The sequence below is a fragment of the uncultured Lacinutrix sp. genome (assembly GCF_947500325.1).
GTDB lineage: Bacteria > Bacteroidota > Bacteroidia > Flavobacteriales > Flavobacteriaceae > Lacinutrix.
In genome coordinates this window covers 310,533-334,765 of record NZ_CANMRQ010000004.1, presented here as the reverse complement: position 1 = coordinate 334,765, position 24,233 = coordinate 310,533, and the positions used below count along the sequence as shown (strand labels likewise).

The 24,233-nt window shown below is 29.8% G+C and carries 21 protein-coding genes; 10 read left to right on the top strand and 11 right to left on the bottom strand.

The window, feature by feature from the left end:
* Window positions 1–10 precede the first annotated feature (10 nt).
* The gene (locus Q0997_RS07915; RefSeq protein ID WP_299887065.1) at window positions 11–1,777 is read left to right on the top strand and encodes an amidohydrolase family protein; all 1,767 of its coding nucleotides are present in this window, start codon (window positions 11–13) and stop codon (window positions 1,775–1,777) included.
* 6 nt (window positions 1,778–1,783) lie between these two features.
* On the opposite strand, the gene Q0997_RS07910 is transcribed toward Q0997_RS07915, so the two are convergent.
* The 5 genes from Q0997_RS07910 to Q0997_RS07890 all read right to left on the bottom strand — a co-directional run bounded on the left by Q0997_RS07910 (window position 1,784) and on the right by Q0997_RS07890 (window position 7,912).
* Window positions 1,784–3,025, bottom strand: coding sequence for a sodium:proton antiporter (locus Q0997_RS07910; RefSeq protein WP_299887063.1), 1,242 nt, complete (start codon window positions 3,023–3,025; stop codon window positions 1,784–1,786).
* Between the two features lie 24 nt (window positions 3,026–3,049).
* The gene (locus tag Q0997_RS07905; RefSeq protein WP_299887060.1) at window positions 3,050–4,663 is read right to left on the bottom strand and encodes a glutamate synthase-related protein; all 1,614 of its coding nucleotides are present in this window, start codon (window positions 4,661–4,663) and stop codon (window positions 3,050–3,052) included.
* A 21-nt stretch (window positions 4,664–4,684) separates the two neighbouring features.
* A complete protein-coding gene (locus tag Q0997_RS07900) occupies window positions 4,685–5,362 on the bottom strand; it encodes a Crp/Fnr family transcriptional regulator (protein ID WP_299887057.1) in 678 nt (225 codons plus the stop codon).
* A 202-nt stretch (window positions 5,363–5,564) separates the two neighbouring features.
* Entirely contained in the window at window positions 5,565–6,464 is a 900-nt protein-coding gene (locus tag Q0997_RS07895; protein ID WP_299887054.1) for an EamA family transporter, read from the bottom strand.
* 143 nt (window positions 6,465–6,607) lie between these two features.
* Complete coding sequence (locus tag Q0997_RS07890) at window positions 6,608–7,912, bottom strand: hypothetical protein (protein ID WP_299887053.1); 1,305 nt, start codon at window positions 7,910–7,912, stop codon at window positions 6,608–6,610.
* Window positions 7,913–8,120: 208 nt separating this feature from the next.
* Here Q0997_RS07890 and sigZ point away from each other — a divergent pair, with 208 nt between their 5' ends.
* The 4 genes from sigZ (at window position 8,121) to Q0997_RS07870 (ending at window position 11,820) form a co-directional block, all read left to right on the top strand.
* Window positions 8,121–8,696 (top strand): RNA polymerase sigma factor SigZ, encoded by a 576-nt coding sequence (gene sigZ / locus Q0997_RS07885; protein ID WP_299887050.1) that lies wholly within the window; start codon window positions 8,121–8,123, stop codon window positions 8,694–8,696.
* Window positions 8,697–8,771: 75 nt separating this feature from the next.
* The gene (gene arsM / locus Q0997_RS07880; RefSeq protein WP_299887047.1) at window positions 8,772–9,560 is read left to right on the top strand and encodes an arsenite methyltransferase; all 789 of its coding nucleotides are present in this window, start codon (window positions 8,772–8,774) and stop codon (window positions 9,558–9,560) included.
* A gap of 110 nt (window positions 9,561–9,670) precedes the next feature.
* Window positions 9,671–10,570 (top strand): phosphatase PAP2 family protein, encoded by a 900-nt coding sequence (locus tag Q0997_RS07875; RefSeq protein ID WP_299887044.1) that lies wholly within the window; start codon window positions 9,671–9,673, stop codon window positions 10,568–10,570.
* Window positions 10,561–11,820, top strand: a complete 1,260-nt coding sequence (locus Q0997_RS07870; RefSeq protein WP_299887042.1) for a MalY/PatB family protein — start codon at window positions 10,561–10,563, stop codon at window positions 11,818–11,820. The genes Q0997_RS07875 and Q0997_RS07870 overlap by 10 nt, the downstream gene beginning before the upstream one ends.
* A 124-nt stretch (window positions 11,821–11,944) precedes the next feature.
* On the opposite strand, the gene Q0997_RS07865 is transcribed toward Q0997_RS07870, so the two are convergent.
* A complete protein-coding gene (locus Q0997_RS07865; protein ID WP_299887039.1) occupies window positions 11,945–12,835 on the bottom strand; it encodes a LysR family transcriptional regulator in 891 nt (296 codons plus the stop codon).
* A gap of 141 nt (window positions 12,836–12,976) precedes the next feature.
* Here Q0997_RS07865 and Q0997_RS07860 point away from each other — a divergent pair, with 141 nt between their 5' ends.
* The 4 genes from Q0997_RS07860 to Q0997_RS07845 all read left to right on the top strand — a co-directional run bounded on the left by Q0997_RS07860 (window position 12,977) and on the right by Q0997_RS07845 (window position 16,503).
* Window positions 12,977–13,681: an aspartate/glutamate racemase family protein gene (locus Q0997_RS07860; protein ID WP_299887036.1), complete on the top strand. Its 705-nt coding sequence runs from the start codon at window positions 12,977–12,979 to the stop codon at window positions 13,679–13,681.
* Between the two features lie 28 nt (window positions 13,682–13,709).
* Window positions 13,710–14,567, top strand: coding sequence for a LamG-like jellyroll fold domain-containing protein (locus Q0997_RS07855; protein WP_299887033.1), 858 nt, complete (start codon window positions 13,710–13,712; stop codon window positions 14,565–14,567).
* 896 nt (window positions 14,568–15,463) lie between these two features.
* Window positions 15,464–16,117 (top strand): sensor histidine kinase, encoded by a 654-nt coding sequence (locus Q0997_RS07850; protein ID WP_299887030.1) that lies wholly within the window; start codon window positions 15,464–15,466, stop codon window positions 16,115–16,117.
* A gap of 5 nt (window positions 16,118–16,122) precedes the next feature.
* A complete protein-coding gene (locus Q0997_RS07845) occupies window positions 16,123–16,503 on the top strand; it encodes a hypothetical protein (protein WP_299887028.1) in 381 nt (126 codons plus the stop codon).
* Between the two features lie 148 nt (window positions 16,504–16,651).
* On the opposite strand, the gene Q0997_RS07840 is transcribed toward Q0997_RS07845, so the two are convergent.
* The 3 genes from Q0997_RS07840 to Q0997_RS07830 all read right to left on the bottom strand — a co-directional run bounded on the left by Q0997_RS07840 (window position 16,652) and on the right by Q0997_RS07830 (window position 21,002).
* Window positions 16,652–19,060 carry a T9SS type A sorting domain-containing protein gene (locus Q0997_RS07840; RefSeq protein WP_299887025.1) on the bottom strand — a complete coding sequence of 803 codons (2,409 nt, stop codon included), beginning with the start codon at window positions 19,058–19,060 and terminating at the stop codon, window positions 16,652–16,654.
* A 227-nt stretch (window positions 19,061–19,287) separates the two neighbouring features.
* Complete coding sequence (locus Q0997_RS07835; RefSeq protein WP_299887022.1) at window positions 19,288–19,995, bottom strand: LytTR family DNA-binding domain-containing protein; 708 nt, start codon at window positions 19,993–19,995, stop codon at window positions 19,288–19,290.
* The gene (locus Q0997_RS07830) at window positions 19,995–21,002 is read right to left on the bottom strand and encodes a sensor histidine kinase (RefSeq protein WP_299887019.1); all 1,008 of its coding nucleotides are present in this window, start codon (window positions 21,000–21,002) and stop codon (window positions 19,995–19,997) included. The genes Q0997_RS07835 and Q0997_RS07830 overlap by 1 nt, the downstream gene beginning before the upstream one ends.
* Before the next feature lie 161 nt (window positions 21,003–21,163).
* Here Q0997_RS07830 and Q0997_RS07825 point away from each other — a divergent pair, with 161 nt between their 5' ends.
* A complete protein-coding gene (locus Q0997_RS07825; protein ID WP_299887016.1) occupies window positions 21,164–23,029 on the top strand; it encodes a S41 family peptidase in 1,866 nt (621 codons plus the stop codon).
* 209 nt (window positions 23,030–23,238) lie between these two features.
* On the opposite strand, the gene Q0997_RS07820 is transcribed toward Q0997_RS07825, so the two are convergent.
* Together Q0997_RS07820 and Q0997_RS07815 are read right to left on the bottom strand one after the other, a co-directional pair.
* Window positions 23,239–23,997: a hypothetical protein gene (locus Q0997_RS07820; protein WP_299887013.1), complete on the bottom strand. Its 759-nt coding sequence runs from the start codon at window positions 23,995–23,997 to the stop codon at window positions 23,239–23,241.
* Window positions 23,998–24,062: 65 nt separating this feature from the next.
* Window positions 24,063–24,233, bottom strand: a complete 171-nt coding sequence (locus tag Q0997_RS07815) for a hypothetical protein (RefSeq protein WP_299887011.1) — start codon at window positions 24,231–24,233, stop codon at window positions 24,063–24,065.

The following is a 24,233-nucleotide window of genomic DNA, read 5'->3' as shown; positions in this document are numbered from 1 at the left end:
ATATATTACTATGTCTATAGCTAAAGAAGAAAAACCAATTATTAATTGCCATACACATATTTTTAAAGGAAAACATGTGCCTCCGTATCTTGCAAGAACATTTGTGTTTAGCCCATTAGACCGTCTATTAAGTACACCACGAATTATTAAAATAGCGACTTGGTATAGGGATAGAAAAAACAGAAAATATATAGATCCTTATCGTGAACGAGAATGGAAAAAACGAAAAAGAGCTGTATGGTTACAACGTAATACATTTATAAAAACGCTATTATATATAGTAGGACTATGGTTTACATTACATGCAGTATTTGCTCTTTTAAGTTGGCTAGGTATTAATGATGCAATGTCTACAGTTTGGTGGAAAAAATGGGTAGGAGTAGCATACAATTGGTTAATAAATAACAATGTAATAATACCTCTTCAAACATTATGGCAACAAGTTATTGCTGTAGCCATTGTTACCTTTTTCGTTAGATCTGGGAGAAAACTTTTATGGACTATTTTAACAAAGAGTGTCAGTTTGTTAAAAAAAATACCAGGGAAAATGGCAAAAGATCTAATTGATCGCTATATGCTTATGGGGAGATTTGCAATGTATAAAGGACAATTAGGGATTTATAATAGATTAAAAGATCAATATCCTTCAGGAACAAAATTTATTGTATTACCTATGGATATGGAATATATGGGAGCTGGTCCAGCTAGTCCAGAAGGTAGTTATCCAGAACAGATGAAAGAACTCGCAGACATTAAAGAAGATCATCCTGATGAATTTTTGCCTTTTGTATTTGTTGAGCCTAGACGTATTCTAGAAGACTCGAATCAACTTAAATATAAATTTGACTCTAGTGGAAAAGTAACACTTGAAGATTGTTTTATAAAAGAATATATAGAGGATAAAAAGTTTAGCGGCTTTAAAATTTATCCTGCCTTAGGATATTATGCCTTTGATGAAGCTTTGTTACCATTATGGAAATATGCTGCAGATAATGAAATTCCAATAATGACACATTGTATTAAAGGAACAATTTTTTATAGAGGAAAGAAAAAGAAAGTATGGGATACGCATCCTATATTTAAAGAATATGTAAGGTTAGGAGGAGATCAAAAGTTGTCGGATCTTATCTTGTCTCAAAAGAAAAACATTGATTTTTCTTTAAACTTTACGCATCCATTAAATTATTTGGTTTTGCTTAAAGAAGAATTATTACGTATACATGTTGGACAATGTAGTGATGAAATTAAATCTATATTCGGTTATACAGATGCCAATACTAAATTAAAACAAGATTTAAGCCATTTAAAGATTTGCTTTGCACATTTTGGAGGTGAAGATCAATGGGAACGTTATCAAGAGTTAGATCGTTTTTATTACTCAAAAATGCTAACTACAGAACCTAATCACGGGATTGAATTTTTATATACAGATACAGAACTCAAAAAATCTCCAGATGAACGTACAATTAGTTGGAAAAAACTTGAAGATTGTTGGAAAGTAGTGGATTGGTATTCTATAATTTGTAGTATGTTGTTACAACATGATAATGTGTATGCAGATATTAGTTATATTCTTCATAACGAAAAGATTTTCAATTTGTTAAAGGAGACTATTAATAACCCTAAATTAGGTAAAAAGGTATTGTTTGGAACAGACTTTTATGTCGTTAGAAATCATAAAGCAGAGAAAAACCTTTTAGCACAAACTAAAGGGAATTTAAATGACGAAGACTTTAATCTTATTGCCAGAGAAAACCCTATAAATTATTTAGGTTAACCTAGTTTAAGAATATATTTTTTTAACAATATAACCAATGCTCAAGCCTTGTACTATAATTGAAAATAGTACAACTACATAAGTAATATATAAAATCAATTCTCCTGAAAGGGCGTCAGATAAACTAAGTGCTAACGCTATTGAAATACCGCCACGTAATCCGCCCCATGATAATATAGCTATAGTTTTAAGAGGCTTACTTTCTTCATGTTTTAGTAAGGAATAAGGTAAAAGGACAGAAATTACTCTTGCAAAAAGTACTATTGTAATGGCTATAATTCCTAATATTAGATATGTTTTATTGAAGTTTAGTAAATGTATAGCAAGCCCAATGAGAACAAATAAAATACCATTAAAAATATCATCTAAAATCTCCCAGAATTCGTTGAGTGCTTTTTGAACATCATTTTTATTATCATTAATATTAATTTTATTACCGACTAATATACCTGCAACAACCATGGCCAAAGGTCCAGAAACATGTAATATAGAAGCACCGGCATAACCACCAATAACAATTGCTAAACTCATTATAACAGATAAATGAGGATTGTTTTTTAATGATTTGATGAATTGCAATCCTATATAGCCAATAATTAATCCATAAATAAGACCGCCAATAGCCTCTTCTAAAAATAGGCTTCCAATTTCTCTACTAATCTCTGATTGATTATTTTTTCCTGTTGCGTTCGCTATTAATAAAATCCCTGAAAAAACAACAACACCTATACCGTCGTTAAATAAGGATTCTCCTTCTATTTTTATACCAAGACTTTTAGAAATATTTGCTTTTTTTAGAATAGCCATAACAGCAATTGGATCTGTTGGAGAAATTAATGCTCCAAATAATAATGCATGAATAAGTTGTAATTCTAAACCGACTAATTTTGAAGCATAATAAATTAAGCCTCCAACTATAAAAGTAGAGATAAGGACGCTTATCGTCGCGAACAATAAAATAGATTTTTTTTCTTTTGCTAACGCTCCAATATTAACATGCAACGCTCCCGCAAAGAGCATAAAGCTTAAAAGACCATCAAGTAATAGTGTTTTGAAATCTGCATTAACAATAATGTTACAAAAGAATTTATAAAATCCAGGAATAATAGTTTGGCTTAATGTTATTAACATTATTAATATTAAACTTAATATAAGTAAACCTATTGTAGTTGGAAGTTTAAACCATTTGTAGTTTATAAAATTAAAAAGAGCAGAAATAGTGAATATAATACTAAAAGATTCAAACATTTATGATGATTTATGTTAATATAATTATTGTATTATTCCTCCATAGTTTATTCCAGTTAAATAATGCATGTCTCTATTGCATGTAGACAAGTCATCTTGATTAAATTTATTTATGTTATTGTAACCACAAGATCTAGCAACTACCTTAATTAAATCATTTGTTGCACTAAAATAATTATGTAATTGTTTTGCTGATTCGTTTATAATAATACGACTACGTAATGATTCTTTTTGTGTAGCAATTCCAACAGGACAATTATTACTTCCGCAAGCTCTCATACCTAAACACCCTATGGCTTGTAATGCGGAGTTAGATACTGCAATAGCATCTGCGCCAAGCATCAAAGCTTTTGCAAAATCTTCTGCAATACGAAGACCACCAGTGATTATTAATGTAACATTTGTAGCACCAACTTTATCTAAATATTTCCTAGCTCTAGCTAATGCAGGAATTGTAGGAACATTAATATTATCTCTTAGTATAGTAGGAGCAGAGCCAGTTCCGCCTCCACGACCATCTAGAATAATATAATCTACACCTGCATCTAAGGCAAATTGAATGTCTTTTTCTATATGGCTAGCAGCAATCTTAAATCCAATTGGAATGCCTCCTGTACGCTCTCTAACTTTATCTCCAAAATCTTTAAAATCTTGAGCAGAATGAAAATTAGGATTTGCAGCAGGAGAAATGGCTGTTTCTCCTTGTTTTAAGCCTCTTACTTCTGCAATTTCTTTGCTTACTTTGTTACCTGGTAAATGTCCGCCAGTTCCCGTTTTTGCACCTTGTCCTCCTTTAAAATGAAAGGCTTGTACATTATCTAATTTATCCCAAGAAAACCCAAATTGAGCAGATGCTAATTCATAAAAATACTTTGAATTATTTGCTTGTTCCTCTGGAAGCATACCACCTTCACCAGAACAAATACCTGTGCCGGCTAATTGAGCACCTTTTGATAATGCAATTTTGGCTTCACGAGATAATGCTCCAAAACTCATATCACTCACGAAAAGTGGCATATCTAATTCTAATGGTTTCTTTGCATTAGGTCCAATAACTATTTTGGTTATAACATTTTCATGATCTAATAAAGGTCTAGATGCTAATTGGGCTGGAAGGAATTGAATATCGTTCCATTTTGGTAATGTGTTTCTATCAACACCCATTGATGCAGAAAATCCATGATGTCCAAGGTTTTTTAATCCATTTTGAGCCAGTTCTTTAATATAGCCAGTATAAGGTTCTGTCTCTTCTGGATGTGTATCTGCATAAGCTCCTAAATAGACATCACGATTAAATGGTTGAGGATTGTTTGCTAAATAGGCATCAATCTCGAATGCATCTACAAATAAATCATCTCCTTCAATTTTGGTAGAAAATTTATGTAATACTTCTTTATTATTATATTCAGAAACTCCAGAATCTACTCTATAATCCCAACCATGAACACCGCAAATAAGATTGTGTCCATCTACATGTCCATCTGCCATTAATGCGCCTCTGTGTAAGCATCTACCATATAGCACAGAAATAGCTTCATCAAATTTTACTATAACTAAATCTAGTCCATTTATTAATGCATGTACAGGTTGTTTATTTGATAACTCACTTATTTTAGCAATTATTACTGGTTTTTTCATACTTAATTGTTTTAGTTGGATTTATTTTTTTAAATATTGAGGTTTATTAATAGATATCGATTTCATATCATAATTAATGATTCCTTTTTTTCGCATAGTACTTAATACATTGCTAACTGTTTGTCTTGATGTATTAGTAAGATTCGCAATTTCTCTATGTGATAAGAGGTTTTTTGCAACTAATCTACCTGTTTCATCAATTTCTCCAAACTCATCTATAAAATCGGTAATAAATTCTTTAATTCTAGTTGGACTATCTTTATATAGTAGATCATGAAGTCTTCGTTCTAACTTTTTTATCCGTAAACCATAAACTTTAAGAACACCATTTTTAAGAGATGTATGCTTTTGCATAAGCTCTTCCATTTGTTTAGATTCGATGTAGCATATTATACAATCTTCTATAGCATATGCAACTTCTTGAGCAGCGACTTCTTTATCAAAGAGTGCAAGTTCTCCAAAAATATTTCCTCTTTTTACTATATATTTTACAGTGTCATTTGTAGTGTTTACAATTTTTACACTACCTCTTTTTAGAAAAAACACACTATTATTATGCTTTTCTTTAAGTTTAATAGGTTTTCCTTTTTCAATATTTTCCATTTCCAAAACCTCACATATCTTCATCATATTGAGTCTTCCTATTTTTTTTAAAAGATTGAAATCTTCTAAAAACCAGTATTTAGTAATAGCTTTCAAATAGTATTTAGTGTTAATAATATCAAATTTAGTAAATATAAATAGCACATAATTACCTTTAATTTTTGATAGTTACTTTAGACGACAATTAAATTACTTTTTAAATAATACTTAGGGAAATATAGTTTGAAGCTTTTGATTTATAAATATATACAAAAAGAAGGTGTCCAGAAAGACATGGTATTATAATAACTAATTTAAGTTATGAGTACAAAATTAAAAACACACCTGTCATAATACCTAATAGCGGCACTAACTTTTTGCGTTTATTTTGCTCTTTAAATAAGATTCCACCTATAACTACTGCAATTAGTATTTGACTGCGTTTTATAGCAGATAGTAACATGATTAATGCATCTGGATCTTCTAAAGCTTTAAAATAAAAATAATCTGCAGCTTGTAATAAAACTCCAACAGCTATAATAGACCATCTAAATTTAAATGCCTGACGTTTTTTAGCATAAGGGAACCAGGTAATGGTTAAGATTATTAGTAGAATTAGTATAGTATATAAACAAAACCAAAACAGCAATGTTTGTGGATTTAAACTTAAATTTTGAATTAAGAATTTATCGTATAAACCGCTACTGGCTCCTAAAAATGTAGCTCCAATAATTGCAAAAATCCATTTGTTACGTTTAAAATTTATACCTTCTTTTTTTCCAATTTTAGAATATAGAACCACAGAAAATATAATTAAAAAGAATCCTATCCATTGATATAAATTAGGACTTTCTTTGTAGATTAAAATAGCACCAATAAAAGTAAAAAATGGCCCTGCAGAACGTATTGGTGTAACAATAGTAATTGGTAAATGCTTTAAGGCTTGATAAGCTAAAACCCATGAACTTGCCATAATAACAGACTTTATGAAAATAAATCCATGTATCTGCCAAGAAATATCTTGAAAATAATAACCATTGTCTAAGGCGTATTTAGGATAAAAAATAGAGAGTAGATAGAATGTTGCTACAAATAAAAAACCACTAGACACAGTGCCTAAAAGCACAGGAAACACCTCATTTCCTTGTACAGCATGCTTTTTGCATAAACTGTGTAATCCCAAAAAGAGCGCTGCTAATAATCCTAAATACATCCACATGGCGCGAATATAGTTTTTTAGACTATTTTAAATTATAATAAAATGTTCTTTTTAATGATTTTTGAATCTAAAGAAATATAAGCTCTCTGGAGCACGATAGAAATATTTATAGTTAAAGAATTACATTCTAAATTAAAAGAACACTAATCTTCTTTTAATGCTATAATTTTATTAATACTTAATCTAAAATCAGGACTTTTAATGTTCTGTGAATCAATAAATGTTTCAGAATCTAAACCTTTAGAATATACATTAAAGAATGCGGTATTACCATACCAATTTTCTAAATCTTCATTGTTAGATTGGTTTTTGATGAAAATATTACCATTACAATTATTAAAATACATTTCACTAAACTTTATTTTACTTAGATTTTCATCATTTAGTGTAATTTTATTATCTAATATTACTGCAGGACTAAAACCAGAAACAACACTTTTATTCATATCTAAAGAAGCATCTTTAGCTATATATATTGCCTCTTTTACTAAGCCAATTTTAATATCTGAAGCCAAATTATTGCTAATATTTACTAATGTTATATTTCTTGCATTAACACTTGTAGATGGTTTAGAAAAGTCTGTATCTTCCTTTCTTTTGTAAGATGAAATATACATGCTTTTAGAGCCTTTCCCTCCAGACACATAAGGAGAGCGTATGGCTAAGGAATTAGTTATTTTACTTTGAGTCCCTTGATTAAATTCGTAATCATTACTTTTTGTTCTATAAGAGATTAGTTTATTTAAATTAACAACGCCTCCAATTATATTAAAAGAATTTCCTTTGCAGTAACTAACCATTATGTTTTCTAATATGGTTGAACTTCCAACGCCTGCTAATGTAAGACCATTGAAGTAACCATAATTTTTAGTCCTTTTTCCCGCATATTCTATTCTTACATAATTTAAAATTCCAGAATTGCTTTCAAGATTTTTCCCACCATAACTAATATCTGTATTAGACGATGGTTTTAAACCATAATCTACAGTAGATGCGTCACCTATTTTATTTATAGGTGCATTACCAAGAATAAATAAACCGCCCCAATCTCCCTCTTTCTTAGCACTTTTGTTAGATGTAAAAATAATAGGATCTGTTTCTTGACCTTCAGCAATTATAGTAGAACCTTTACTAATAGTTAAAGAACCATTTGTTTCATAATCTCCCATAATAATAGTTCCTGGTTCTATAGTTAGAGTTGCATTATTAGCTATAAAAACACTTCCCATTAATAAATAAGTTTCTTTCTTAATTAATTTAATGTCTTGTGTAATAGTACCAGTTAAGATTTGTGTAGGTTTACCATAATCGTTTTTATCAGGCCTAAACTCTGTCCAAGAGTTGAGCCAATTATCAGTTCCTGTGATTCCTTTTTCTTGTTGTGCATATATGCAGCCAATAAATAGTATAGCTGTATATAATAATGCTTTTTTAGTAATTTTTTTCATAATGGGGCGTTTTGTTCATTGTTATATAATCAAGATTGATGCCAAAACTTATGGTTTATAAAAAAGCGGAATCTTAATAGAGGAAAAATATATTAAGTAGTTTTTAATTCAAATGTTATGACATATGGGATTAGAATAAAAAAGAATTTTTGCGTCTTTTTAAATTATTTACGTCTATTAAATAAATCAAAGATTTATTTTTACTACTATGAATACTGAAATTATACACGTTTGGAATGAAATGAATGACCGATTAACCAATTTTGTTAATGGTAAGGTTAAGGATTCTGAGCTAACAAAAGATATTGTTCAAGACGTTTTTTTAAAAGTGTTTTCTAAAAGCGATACATTAAAGCATAAAGAAAAATTAGTCTCTTGGATTTATCAAATTACTAGAAATGAAATTATTAATCATTTTAGAAATGTCAACTTTTATAACCCATCTGTTGCAATTCAAGAAGATGAAATTAATGACAGGAAATTAACATCCGAACTAGCAAAGTGTGTTCGTCCAGTAATAGATTCTTTACCTCAAAAATATAAAGAGGCATTAATATTATCTGACATTGAAAATATTCCCCAAAAGGAAATAGCAGAAAGATTGAATATTTCTTATTCAGGGTTAAAATCTAGAGTGCAAAGGGCAAGAGAGATGTTAAAATCTACTTGTGAACAATGCTGTGATATTTCTACTGATGTTTATGGTGATATTCTTGATTATAAACCAAAAGGGTATAGTAAGAAATTCAATACAGACGATAATTGTAACCAATCATGTGATTAACTATTTTGCGTCTTTTTTTTAAGCTGCCGTCTATAGAGTGAAAATTAAATTAAAACACTTTAAAATAGATATAATATGTCACAAGAAATTAAAGAGCACGTAAAAGAAGCTTATACAAAAGTAGCTAACTCTGGAGCAGGTTGTGGTTGCGGACCAACAGCTTGTGGTTCACCAGCACAAGATTGGTCGCTTAGTGAGAGTTACTCTAATGTAGATGGCTATGAAGCAGAAGCAGATTATGCTTTGGGTTGTGGAATTCCAACAGAACACGCTAAAATTAAAGAAGGAGATACGGTATTAGATTTAGGTTCTGGCGCTGGAAATGATGTTTTTGTTGCAAGAAGAATTGTAGGCGATTCTGGCCATGTCATTGGTGTAGATATGACTGAAGCTATGATTGAAAAAGCCAATGAGAATAAGCAAAAACTAGGTTATAATAATGTAGATTTTGTTTTAGGAGAAATTGAAGCAGTTCCTTTAAAAGACAATTCTATAGATGTTTCTGTTAGTAACTGTGTGTTAAATTTAGTTCCAAACAAAACAAAAGCTTACCAAGAAGTATATCGTGTATTAAAACCTGGAGGTCACTTTAGCATGTCAGATATTGTGTTACAAGGTACTTTGCCAAATGGTATTATGAATGCTGCAGAAATGTATGCTGGTTGCATTTCAGGTGCATTGCAACAAGAGGATTATATACAAGCTATAAAAAATGCTGGTTTTAAAAATATTAAAATCACTAAAGAAAGAGTTGTAGATATGCCAGATGATGTATTATTAAATTATGTTAGTCCTAACGAATTAGAAGAGTTTAAAGCAAGTAATAATGCCGTTATTAGCCTTGGTGTTTATGCAGAGAAATAGCCTCTTTAAAATATATAATTATAGCAATTTAGCCTTACACAAAATGTAAGGCTATTTTTTTTTTGCGTCTTTTTCTCTCAATAGCGTCTATCTATAAAACCATATAAAAAATGAACACAATAAATAAAAATTTAGCATTAATTATAACATTAAGTATTTCGTTAGGATTATATAGTCAGAACACTGTTTTTTCTACAATTCACAATATAGAACCTGTAAGTAATCATTATAAGGAGTTGAAAAAAATAGACTCAAAAAAACGTACAGAATATGCAGCTATGGATAATATAGTTTATCCAACAGATAATTATCTAGATTTTATATTAGTTTATGCCTCAAATGAACCTTACTATTTAAACTCTAGTCAAGTTAAATTTATAACAAATTCAGTAAGTTTTCCTGCAAATAGCTCTGAACAAACTAGAGCAGAACTCGATTTTTTAATTGACTTACAAAACAAGAGAACAAAAAAACAAGAAAAACGCGTTTTACAACTTGCTAGAATAGGTTATTGGCCACATAAGAATTACACAAATACGGATGATAGGTATGAGAATAATTTAAAAGATTTATTCTTTATGGCTAGAGAAATTTCTGGAGAAAAGTATAATGCAAAAGATTACCCCAAAACTGCTAATTTATTAAAAGGAGTAATGCATGATACACGATTAGTAGAATTTGTAGTAAAATTTAATTTACTACGAGCAAGACCATATCATCTAGATGCTAACATTAAACCTTTACAGGAAATCCCAACACCTTCTTTTGCTAGTGGACATACTTTATGGGCATACATGCAAGCTTATACATTAAGCGAATTAGTACCAGATAAAAGAAGTGAATATGTAGCTTTAGCTTATGAAATTGGGCTGTCCAGAGAAATTATGGGAGTACATTTTCCAAGTGATGAAGAAGTTGCTAGACAGATGTCGCATAGAATGTTACTATTAATGTGGCATACAGATAAATTTCAAAAAGATTATAAAGCAGCAAAAAGTGAATGGAAATAATTGATAATATATTAAATAAGAAAACAATGAGTCAATTTGATACAATACATACAGTAGAAAATAATTTCGCAAAAAGTAATTCAAATTATTTAAAAGCCATGTTTGGGGCTACAGATGTGATGCCTTTATGGATTGCAGATATGGATTTTGAAACAGCAAAACCTATACAAGAAGCTATGCAAAAACTGGTAACACGAAATATTTATGCTTATGAGTTTAATACAGGAGAGGTTTTTCAAGCTATTTCAGATTGGAATTATAAACGTCATCAATTAAAACTAAACCCTAAATCATTTGTGCAAATTTCTGGCGTACTTACAGGTATAGGTATGTTAATAAGAGAATTATCTAAAAAAGGAGATGGTATTATGGTACAAACACCTGTTTATCATCAATTTTTTAAGGTTATTGAATCTGCAGGAAGAAAAGTTATTAGTAATAAACTAAAAGTTGTTGATGGTAATTATCAAATGGATTTCGAAGATATAGAGCGTAAGCTAAAAACGTTAAATATTAAAGCAATATTATTATGTAATCCACATAATCCTATTGGCCGTGTATGGACAAAGGAAGAATTAAATAAGTTAGTCAATCTTGCTAATATATATAACGTCACAATAATTAGTGATGAAATTCATTCAGATATAGTTTACTCTAAGTCAACATTTAATAGTATAGCTTCCATAGATAATAGTGAAAATCATATCGCGGTTATTGGTTCTCCTGCAAAAACATTTGGTATGCAAAGTATTTCTAATGGTTATTTATATATCCCTAATGAAGAGATCTATAAACAAGTTAAAAATACAATAGGCTCTTTGTATTTAGATCATGGGAGTATACATTCTGCTAATGCAACGATAGCAGCTTATACAAAAGGAGAAGAATGGTTAAATAGTTTGTTGGTCTATCTTGAAAAAACAATGAATTGGATAACTAATTTTGTTGAAAATGAATTACCTGAAATTACAATATACAAGCCAGAAGGTACATATCAAATCTGGTTAGATTTTAGCAAAATGGAATTGTCAGAAAAGGCATTAAAACATCTAGTTATTAATCAAGCAAAATTAGCGTTAACACCTGGAGATTGGTTTGAAAAAAGCCATACTCAGTTTATGCGAATGAATGTAGCATCTCCATTAGAGAAGATTCAACAAGCATTTTATCAATTAAAACAAGCAATTGATGATGGAGTTGATTGTTCTTTTAATGAAGAAGCTAAAACAGACAATTGTTGCTCATGTTAGATTATTTATTGTTATAATAATAAACGTAGTTGTGCTAATTAAATAAACTGCTTACTAAGCTAAGCAATACAACTACTTAGATTATTGAAATATAGGGTTGAAGTGTTAATGTGTATAGAATAAATTATAGATCTAAAAAATAATCCTCAAAACTAGAAATAAAATTGTGTATATACTTTTTATTGCGGTGTTCTTTTTTTACAACTAAGTAATGATTTCGTTTCAATCCATTTTCGCTAATACGCTTAAAAACAATGTCTTCTGAAAGTTTAAAAGGTTTTAGTTGCCATATAGGCGCGCACATAATACCCATATTTGCCTTAATCATTGATAACGAAATTTCTGTAAAAGGAATAGCAGAAATTTTAATTGGGTTTATTTTATTTGGCTTTAGAAAATGCTCATAAACAGCTACGCCTTCTAGTGGAAAAGAATTGATTAACATATGTACACTTTTAAAATGGCTAGCATCTAAATACGCTAAGTTATTTAATTTATTTTCTTTATGCATAACAGCAAAAATCTCATCTTCAAAGACTTTTATACTTTCTAATGCTTCAGAAGCAAGTTGAGATGTTACAATGGCAATATCAATTTCATTAGATAATACTTGAGAAACGGTTTGATGCGTAGCTCCAAGAGCGACATCTATTCCAATTTCTGGATATAATAATTCCATTTTCTGAATGAATTCAGGAATAGAATGAAAAAATGATTGGCATTCTGCACTCAATTTTATAGAACCCTTAGAGCCTTCTTTTATATCTCTAATAGTTCTAAAGCTTTCATCAATAGAACTAAATAGTTTATTTGCTAATTTATAAAGTTCTGTGCCTTCCTCCGTAAGTTGCCATTTATTTCGACTCCTATAAAAAACTTTAAAGCCTAAACGTTCTTCTAAATCTTTTAATTGATGACTTAAAGCAGATTGAGTTAAGAATAAACGTTCTGAAGAATTAGCAAGACTACCTTCTTCTGTAATTGTTTTTATTAATCTGAAATATTTAAGTTCCATAATTACAAAGATATAATACTAGGTTATAAGTTATTATTGAAATTATTTCAACTAAGCGTTTATTTATCTCAATTTAAAAACGATGTAAGCTTAACTATTCGTAATAGTTTAGTCGAAATAAGTATATAAAGCACTTAAAATATGAAAACGATAGGATTGATAGGAGGAATGAGTTGGGAATCTTCAAAATTATATTATCAATTTTTAAATATAAAAGCAAAAGAGTTGTTAGGAGGATCACATTCTGCAAAATGTATTATGGTTTCAGTAGACTTTGCAGAAATAGAGCGCTTGACTTTTAAAGAGGATTGGAGCGCAATAGGAGAAATTATGAAACAAGCTGCTCAACAACTAGAAAAGGCTGGAGCAGACTTGATTTTACTGTGTACAAATACCATACATTTAGTAAGCCATTATATTTCTGAAAATGTAAATATCCCGTTTATGCATATTGCAGAAACCACAGGTGAATCCATTAAAAGACTAGGGTTAAAAAAAATAGCATTATTAGGAACAAAATTCACTATGGAAAAAGATTTTTATACTAAAACATTGATAAATGATTTTGGGCTTGAAATTGTCATTCCAAATATAGATAAGAGACAAGTTATTCATGACATTATTTATAAGGAATTAGTTAAAGGGCAATTCACTAAGGTTTCAAAACAAGAAATTATTAACACTATTAAAGTACTACAAAGTCAAGGTGCTCAAGGAGTTATTCTTGGTTGTACAGAATTACCTATTCTAATTTCAGAATCAGATATAGATATTCCAATATTTGATACAGGAAAAATTCATGCCTATAAAGCTGTAGAATGGAGTTTAAATAACTCAACAAAGTAATTAGGATTCACAACAAAATCAATAAATTATGAAAACAACAAAATTTGTATCTCTTTTTAGTCTATTCTTTTTATTAATTACTACTCATTTATTTTCACAAAATAAAAAATTATTAGACCATGTACTATTTTATAGTTCCTTTGATGGAAAAACAACTGCGGACTTAGCTTTAGGTGATGCAATGTTATATACAGCAGAGGATTATAAAAAGGCAGCTAAAGCTAAAATAGGACTAAACGATCCTAATGTTGTTTTAGCTAAAGGTAAAGGACTTTCGGGTGATGCCATTCATTTTAAAGAAGCAAAAACGTCTGCTATTTTTTATAAAGCATACAAAAATGTAGGATATACTAATGCATCCTGGAGTGGTACAGTCTCTTTTTGGTTACGATTAGATCCTAATAAAGATTTAGCACCTAGTTATTGCGATCCCATTTGCATTACAGATTCTAAATGGAACGATGCTGGTTTATGGGTAGACTTTACAAATCATAGCCCAAGAAAATTTAGACTAGGAGCAATGGGTGATATAGCTGTGTGGGACCCAAATAATGACAGCAACGAAACAGATTGGAACAAGCGTACAGTTACGGTAAATCCATCTCCATTTCAGTCTAAGACATGGACACACGTAGCTATTGTTTTTTCTAAAGTAAATACAAAAACGAAATCTGAATTTAAATTATATATAAACAGTAAACTTCAAGGTGTTATTAAAAATATTAATGACCCATTTACTTGGAAAGCCGAAAATGGAAAAATTATGCTTGGTTTAGGTTATATAGGAATGATAGATGAGCTTACTGTTTTTAATAAACCATTAAGTCTAAAAGAAATAAAAACTGTTTTTGAACTTAAAAATGGTCTAAAGGTATTATTTAATTGATGCTCTAAAATTCTTTTATTAAGGCTATAACAATAATTTAATAAAGAGTTTTCTATAGTGTTAAATAAAAGTTGAGTAAAATACTTTATAATACGCTTTATTTTAAGTAACGATAGATGTGAATTATTCTAAAGATTCTCGATTTTTAAAATATAAATGTAACACCAATAACTAATTTACATAAAATGAGATTATTTCTAATGGTATTACAATTCAGAAACATATTACGATGATTCAAAATAATATAATTTCATATTGTCTCTATCATATATATATTTGACTTAGGATACTAATGTATAAATAGCTAAAATATAACTAGTGCTCCTTTTTATAGGTTGCACAGCGTACAAATAATACTGTTATTAGCATTATGCTTATCCTAATAATGAAAAACCGCAATTAAGAATCAAATTGTTATTGTGATTATCTTTGAATTTATATTCTATAAACAAAACAAAAAATAATTAGCCTATAAATATATGCCGCTATTAAACAAAAAAAGACGTATACAATATTTAGGGTTTAATGATTTGTGGTTCTCTGTTGTTGGAATTTTGACTTTAAGTCTTGTAGCGAGTTATTTATTTAATAACCTATCAGAACGAGAATCTATAGAGCTTGTACTTATAGGTTTATTCTCGCCGTTAATTCCTGCAATTATTAATTGGTTTGTGTTAAGGTATATTTTGATTTTTTTGCGAAAAAAATATCCAAATTTTAAGGACGATTTTAAGCGTATTATCTCCCTTCTTTTCGCAATTGTTTTCGTAATATTTTTTGTTGATTTTACAATGGGTTTTTTACTCGCAAAACTATTTACTTTTTTAGGGTACTATTCCACACATATGGTAATATTCAAGGTACTTATACCTATTATATTAATTGTTATCATGATAATGGCAATATATGAAGCCATTTACTATAATGTAAGACTTAAAAAATCGATTAGAGAAGAAGAACAAACAAAGCAAGTAATGATACAAGCGCAATTAGATACACTAAGAAATCAAGCGCAGCCTCATTTTCTATTTAATAGTCTAAACACATTACGAGATATTATTGATCACGACACTAAGGAAGATGCTAAAGATTTTGTAGATAATTTATCTGGTGTATATCGGTTTATTATCGAGTCTGGAAATTCGAATTTAATTCCTTTAGAAGAAGAGTTGAAATTTGCAAAAGCCTATATTCATATTCAATCAGAAAGATTTGGAGATAACTTGCAAATGAACTGGAATGTTCCAGAGAATAAGTTAACCTCTATGATTGTGCCTATGAGTTTACAGCTTTTATTAGAAAATGCTATAAAGCACAATATAGTTTCTAAAGCTAAACCATTACTAATTAACGTTACTATTGAAGATGATTTCTTAGTTGTAAGTAACAAAATTCAATCTAAGTCCACCCAAACGCCATCGACAAAAATTGGATTAAAAAATATTGAAAAGCGGTATCAACTTATATCGAGTAAATCGCCTATTATTAATAATGATAGCAAATGTTTTAAAGTATCTCTACCATTATTAAACGCATCAAATAACAATTAAAACTCATGAAAATACTAATCTTTGAAGATGAACCTCGTGCGGTTCATCCAAGTTATTCTAACAAGCATGATAATAATCACAAGCCACATATTGGTGCAGGGCCAGTAATAAAAAGTAATGCTAACATGCGCTATGCTACTAATGCCTTTTCTATAGCTAAGTTTAAACAATGGTCTAAAAGGACTAATGTTCCTTTTCAAGATTTTTGTAGCCGTATCGATATTGGTTGTGGCTCTACCATAGGCCCCATGACTGCAGCTAAATTAGGCATACCAATAATAGATGTTGGAAACCCAATGTTATCTATGCACAGTATTAGAGAAATGTGTGGCGTTAACGATCATGATTCTATTATAAAAGTTTTTACGCAATTTTATAATAGCTAGAGAAACCTAAGTACTTGATCTCTTTAGTGCTTTTACGATAGTGCAAGAAGTAGAAGTAAAAAGATAAATTTAAATATCTAATAATGTAAAAAAGCTTTCAGAGTATAACTCTGAAAGCTTTTTTACATTATTTTAATACTATTTTGATTTATTTTCTCAAAAGACGTACTGTCTTACTTCCGTTTTTGGTTTTTATATGTACAAAATACATTCCAGATTCTAATTCAGAAATATTAAACGTATTATTTAATGTTTCAAACATTTTTTGACCATTAACATTATAAATTATTACGTTTTGTATATCCTTAATATTAATATTAACAGTCCCTACAGTTGGATTAGGGTATACTTTAATTTCATTTAAAGTATCAAGGTCTGCAATTGATAATGTAGAGTTGTCAACAGTTACCGTTCCGCTTACAGTGCCTAAATCTCCTGTTAAATTGTTTCCAACAGCATCTTGTATTGTACCAGCAGTAACCGTAATAGTATCAGTATCTGCAACTACAACAGCACCATTATCACTTGGCATAACAACATACTCAAAAACTAATGTTGATTCTGTTGAAGTTACAGGTTCACTCTGTAATGCTACAGTCCTAGCTTCACCACCAATAGTAAGCGGTATAGTTGCTGTAGCAGCAGTAGTAGTAACATCTTCAGAAAATGTTACTGTAATTAGTATAGATTCTCCAAACATAACAGTATCTGTAACACTTCCTGCAACATCTGTAGATACTACTACAGGAGCAGTATCTACTGTTACCGTTCCACTAACTGTACCCAAGTCTCCAGTTAAATCATTTCCAGTAGCATCTTGTATTGTACCAGAAGTAACAGTAATTACATCTGTATCAAAGACTATCACTGCACCGTTTTCTCCAGATACAACTGCGTATTCAAAAACAAGTATTGAGCTTGTTATATCTGTCTGTCCAGCTTGTAATGACGCTATTCTTGTTACACCACCAACAGTAAGCGGTATAGTCGCTGTAGCAGCAGTAGTAGTAACATCTTCAGAAAATGTTACTGTTATCAGTATAAACTCCCCATCAACAACGACGCTATTATTAACACTTCCTGCAACATCTGTAGATACTACTACAGGAGCAGTATCTACTGTTACCGGTCCACTAACTGTACCCAAGTCTCCAGTTAAATCATTTCCAGTAGCATCTTGTATTGTACCAGAAGTAACAGTAATTACATCTGTATCAAAGACTATCACAGCACCGTTTTCTCCAGATCCAACTGCGTATTCAAAAACAAGTGTTGAGCTTGTTATATCTGCCTGTCCAGCTTGTAATGACGCTGTTCTTGTTACACCACCAACAGTAAGCGGTATAGTTGCTGTAGCAAAAGTAGTAGTAACATCTTCAGAAAATGTTACTGTAATTAGTATAGATTCTCCAAACATAACAGTATCTGTAACACTTCCTGCAACATCTGTAGATACTACTACAGGAGCAGTATCTACTGTTACCGGTCCACTAACTGTACCCAAGTCTCCAGTTAAATCATTTCCAGTAGCATCTTGTATTATACCAGAAGTAACAGTAATTACATCTGTATCAAAGACTATCACTGCACCGTTTTCTCCAGATACAACTGCGTATTCAAAAAAAAGTGTTGAGCTTGTTATATATGTCTGTCCAGCTTGTAATGACGCTGTTCTTGTTACACCACCAACAGTAAGCGGTATAGTTGCTGTAGCAGCAGTAGTAGTAACATCTTCAGAAAATGTTACTGTTATCAGTATAGACTCCCCATCAACAACGACGCTATTATTAACACTTCCAGCAACATCTGTAGATGCTACTACAGGAGCAGTATCTACTGTTACCGTTCCACTAACTGTACCCAAGTCTCCAGTTAAATCATTTCCAGTAGCATCTTGTATTGTACCAGAAGTAACAGTAATTACATCTGCACCTAAGACTACCACTGCACCGTTTTCTCCAGATCCAACTGCGTATTCAAAAACAAGTGTTGAGCTTGTTATATCTGTCTGTCCAGCTTGTAATGACGCTGTTCTTGTTACACCACCAACAGTAAGCGGTATAGTTGCTGTAGCAGCAGTAGTAGTAGTAACATCTTCAGAAAATGTTACTGTTATCAGTATAGACTCCCCATCAACAACGGTGCTATTATTAACACTTCCTGCAACATCTGTAGATGCTACTACAGGAGCAGTATCTGTACCTGTACCATCTAGTTGAAGTAAACCTCCACAAAACCCTGAGGCATCTGTCCATGATCCAGTAGCTAAATCTGGAGGATTTAAGATAGTGTATACAGAACTAACCCAAACTACAAATGCTGCTGTACCAGGTGTTGAGCTAGCGCCATCGTTTTCCCACCTGTTATTTACCGAACTCCAATAAATAGAAATTCCTGTTCCAGTATTGTTATAATAGTTTTTGCCATTATGGGTTCCTGCTAAACTTAATGTTTGATTAGAAATACACGGACCAGAATCATTCATGGTAATTGTTTGTGCATTTAAGCAGCTTATCGAAAAAAGAAAAACGAAAGCTAAAAAGTAAAATTGTTTCATAAAAGTTAGTTGTTTAATTTTTACTAAATTAGTTTTTTTTGTACTGCCTAAATAAAATCTTTCTTTTATTTTCTATTTTTTTAAGTTAGTTTAAAATATATTTCTTGTCGTTTTAGACACCTAATAAAGCTTATTTTATTAATTTAATTCTCAAAAATTCGATTGTAGTGTTAATTAAATTTGCTTTGCTCGAAGAGGCGGTAGGAGTGAAGTGAAATGGAAATAAACTATAATTTATTTTCTTCAAGATACTTTTTTAAATAGTTACGATAATTATTTCCAACTGGTATTTCATGAGTATTAATTAAAACACATTTACTATTATATTGTGAGATTCTTTTTAAAGGAATAATAAATGATTTATGAATTCTAATAAAACCAAAAGGGCTTAATTTTTCTTCAATAGATTTTAATGTTTTTAAGGCTAAATAATAATTTTTACCACAAACTATTTTTGCATAATCTTTCATGCCTTCAATGTAGTCAATGTCTTCAACTAATACTTTCACAAACTCATCACCTTCTTTGATGTAAAAAGAAGGTTTAGCAGAACTGTTTTCGTTATTGATAATGACCTTTTTATTAGATTTAAAGCGCTCAATAGTTTTTGAAAAACGTTCAAAAGAAACAGGCTTTAATAGATAATCAATAACATTTAATTCAAAACTTTCAATAGCATAATCTGCATAAGATGTAGCCATTACAAATTGTGTTTTGTTTTTAGTAAGTTTTACGAGTTCTGTTCCAGAGAGTTGTGGCATTGCAATATCAGTAAAAACTAAATCTACTGTATTTTCGTTGAGGTATTTAAAAGCCTCAACAGAATTTGTGAACGTCTCTGCAATGTTAAATTCAGGAAATCTTTTTATATAATGTGTTATTACATCAATAGCTAAAGACTCATCATCAATAATTATTACCTCGTATTTATTCATTATAATAATTTTAGTTCTAGTTGTGCTAAATATACATTGCTTTTGTTTTGTAATAGTAATTTAGATGTTTTCGGGTAAGAGATTTGTAGCCTTCTTTTTAAGTTTTCTATACCTTTTCCTTTTCTTTCATTTATGCTGAAATGTTGTTTTTCTTGAATGCTGTTTTCAACTTTAAAAAGTAAAGTATCATTGATTACTTTAATGTTAATATTTACAAATGCGTTTGAATCGTTAGTATAAAATCCATGCTTAAAGGCATTTTCTACAAGTGTAATTAATAAAAGTGGTACTACGGTAATATTTTCAAGGTTGCCTTCTTTTTGTAAATTGATATTTGCTTGTTCCCCAAAACGTATTTTTTCTATAGCAATATATTCTTGAATAAACTTTATTTCGTTTACTAATTTTACTTGTTTATTAATAGAATCATCAGTTAGATAACGCATCATTCCTGAAAGTTTTAATATAGTATCTGGAGTTTTTGGACTATTTTTTAAAGACATACTATACAACGAGTTAAAAGCATTGAATAAGAAGTGTGGATGCAATTGTGTTTTTAATAATTGTTCTTTCGCTTGGTCTAATTCTTTTTCTAATTTTTTATAGCGATTTAAAAAATCTAATCGATTAACAATATCAATGAAAGCATAACATAAAAAAGTTTTGCCTAAAAACTCAGTAAAAAAGTTAAATATTCTTTCAAATATTACATCATTATATATTCTGTAAGATTTGAGCGATGCCAATAATACAATAATGACTATAAACGATATAATAAAACTGATTTTTTGCCAAAATAGCTTTAGTTTTAATACATAATAATAAAGAAAATAGGCAATTGATGTAAAAATAAAGTATTCTACTGCATCACTTGTTAAAAACAAAAGCCATCTATTTGGTAATGTTTTTAATGCTTTTTCTAGTAACTGAAAAACTATAACAGTTATAAAAAAAGCATTAAAAATAATCTTTAGTATTCGTATTTGTTTATCTGTTAGTTGAATCATAAACTGATTATTTAGATCATCGTAAATATATTAAAACATATTTCAGATAAGTCGATTGAAACACTATGATTATCTATTAGGAAATTATATTGGTCGATTTCATTTTTATAGAGTATATAATAAAAATATGTTTGACAAAATTAATTTTATACTCTATAAAAATGAAAACAAAAATTATTGCATTTATAATTGCCTTAAGTTCAATTTCTGTTTTTGGACAGAAACTTGAATTAGAAAAAGCATCTCCATTTACTGCTGTTAAATGGAAGAGTGAACAGCCTATAGTTCAATTTAAAGAACAATGGTATTCTTTTGAAAAATTAGAGATTTTTAGTAAAAAAGAGATATTAGATTTTTGTAAAAAACAGTATGGGCACAAATGGAAAAAGCGTTTTTCAGAAGACCTTGTAGAAGTACTTAATGGACTTAATTACTTTCCCAATATCCAAGTCGATTTAATATTATCTAAAGATGACGAATCAAAAACTTATAAAGGAACATTTACTATAGAAAACAGACAAAGTTGCTTAATGTATAATAGAAATAATAGAGTGGCTGTAATTGATAAGCAGAAAAACACCAACACTAAACAAGAAAAAACTATTAATAAAATACAAGCCATTGCAGATCTAAAACAATTTAAAGAGATATTAGATTACAAATCATCATATGCTCAATTATCTAATTACGACTATAAAACTGCAATAAAGGCATTAGTCATAGATATTTCTAATAGAAAAGGAGATATTAATGTTGCTAAATTTAGTAATCAATTACAGAGCGTCTTGTCAGAATTTGGGGATAGACATTCAACAATTAAAAATGAATCGTTTGATAAAAATGCTAATACAAATTATAGTTTAAGGTTGCCTTTTGGTGTTACTGTTTTAGAGGGCAAGCTAATAGCAGTAAGGCAAAATCCAAAAAGAGGAGAATACGATTATTACTTAGACGATTATAAATACATAAAAAGCATCAATGGTGTTGATATAGAGATGTTTATAAACACATATAATTATAGAGATAAAAAAGCACCAAAGGAAGCCAAATTAACAAAAGGAGCTAATGCTTTACAGAAATTAGGAGCGCTTTTATTTAAAAGTAATAAACAAATACCAAAAAGTGTACAAGTTGTTTTTACTAATGGTAAAACAGAAAAAGTTGTAGCTGTTAATTTAACTACAGAAAAGCAAGGCTTTACTTCTAATCTAAAAAAAGAAACCTTTAAATCTATTATGGATGTGAGAAGCAATAAGACATTTGATGGTTTAAGTAAAAAGCTAAATAATAATGTAGGCTATATAAAAATTCCTATGATGTTCCATCCTCAAGAAGTTGAAGGATTAGAGGGCTTTATTACAAGCACACTAAATGAGTTTGCCGATACTAAATCATTAATTATTGACTTACGCGATAATCCAGGTGGAGGTAGAGAAATTCTTAAACTTTTTGCAAATTATATAGTGCAGCCAGATCAATCTCCTTGGGTCGCAAACGTTGCTTATTTACGTACTAATGATGCTAAAAATATGGATGAGCATTCAATGAGTGGACGTTTTTTATATAGCTATAATTCAGAGCACTTATCAGATTTAGATAGAAAATCTATAGATATTTTTAGTGAAAGTTTTAAAATCGAAAAAGACTTTGATAAGTCAAAGTTTAGTAGTCCATTTTATATGGTTTTACATGCTGGTAAAACACCTTATAATAAACCCGTTTATATATTAGTAAATGAAAACAGTTTTAGTGCTGCAACGGTGTTTACAAGTGCGTTTAAAGGGTTGAAGAATGTGAAAATTGTTGGTGTTACAACAGATGGTTCAAGTGGGAATTCAAGAAAAATCTATTTGAATAACTCAAATATTAGAGTTAAGGTGTCTACTATGCTATCATTTCAAAGAAACGGAAAGACCTTGGATGGAAATGGTACAGAACCAGATATTTATATACCTATTGATTCTGAACAAATCCTTACAGGAAAAGATACTCAATTAGAAAAATTAGTTGAGATTATTAATAAATAAAACTAAGGCCATAAAACTTTACCTAAAACAATAAGTGAATGAACGTACATACTATAGAAGTCTAACAATGCATATTCTTATAGTAATAAAGTTTAAAGCTACTACAAAGTACTATATAGTAGTTACTGTTTCCAAAGTTTTTTACTAAAGTTATTACAACACTTTTTATGTGACAAGGTAGGAGAGAAGCATAACATGAGCAAAGTGATTTAATTTTTAATGTCTTTAATATTTAATGAATCTAATTTAGTTCTAATTTCAATTATTTCATTAGGAATCCAATCAAAAGATTTGTCCAATTCATAAGCTTTTTGTTTTAATAGCAATGCTTCTTTGTATTTACCCATTTGGAGCATTAAATCGCCCTTGGAGTCGTATGGATTGGCATTCTCTGATTCGCATCTTATAAAATTATCAAAAGCATCTTCAGCCATGGTAAATTCATTATTGTTTATATAGGCATATCCCAAGATATTATATCCAGAACCATAATTTTTATCTATATCAACAGACTTTATGCCAGCTTGGATTGCGAGGCTCGGATTTTTTCTGAATAATAGAAAGCAAATAGTATGATGTAAGTATTTATCGGAAGGGTATAACTCTGCCAATTTAAACAGTATTGCTTCTTTGTTGTCATTAGGATACTTTAGTCTATATTCTGTTGCATCTACCAGCATTTGTTCATCTTTAGAAGCCATATGCATATATTTTTTGGCGAGCTCATGGTTTAACCTTTTTATAGAATCGTTTGGCGAATATATTGAGATGTAATTATACATTCTTACAAAGGTGCTGTCCAACTCAATTGCTTTTTTGTAATGTTCTAACGGATTATTATTTAATCCATTTTGAACTAAATTCTGTGCCTTTTCAAAATGTTCTTTAGCTTTCAATGATAATGTTGTGATTGGTATAGTCTCTTCTAGTATTTTATCTTTGTTTTTTTTGTTGCTTTTACATGACATTATTACTAAAATGATTAAAAAAGTGTGTTTGATTTTTTCCATTTTATTAGTGTTAATTATTTAGTTTAGGTTTTATTGTTTTCTATATAGTTTAACGCCTCTGTAATGCTCTTTATATTTTTATCTCCTATAAATTTTAACCAATTAGGTGAATTAAGTAATGTTAATACAAATTCAACATCCGATTGCTCAAACTCTCTTAATACTAATTTTTCAGTTTCTAAAGTTTTGCCCAT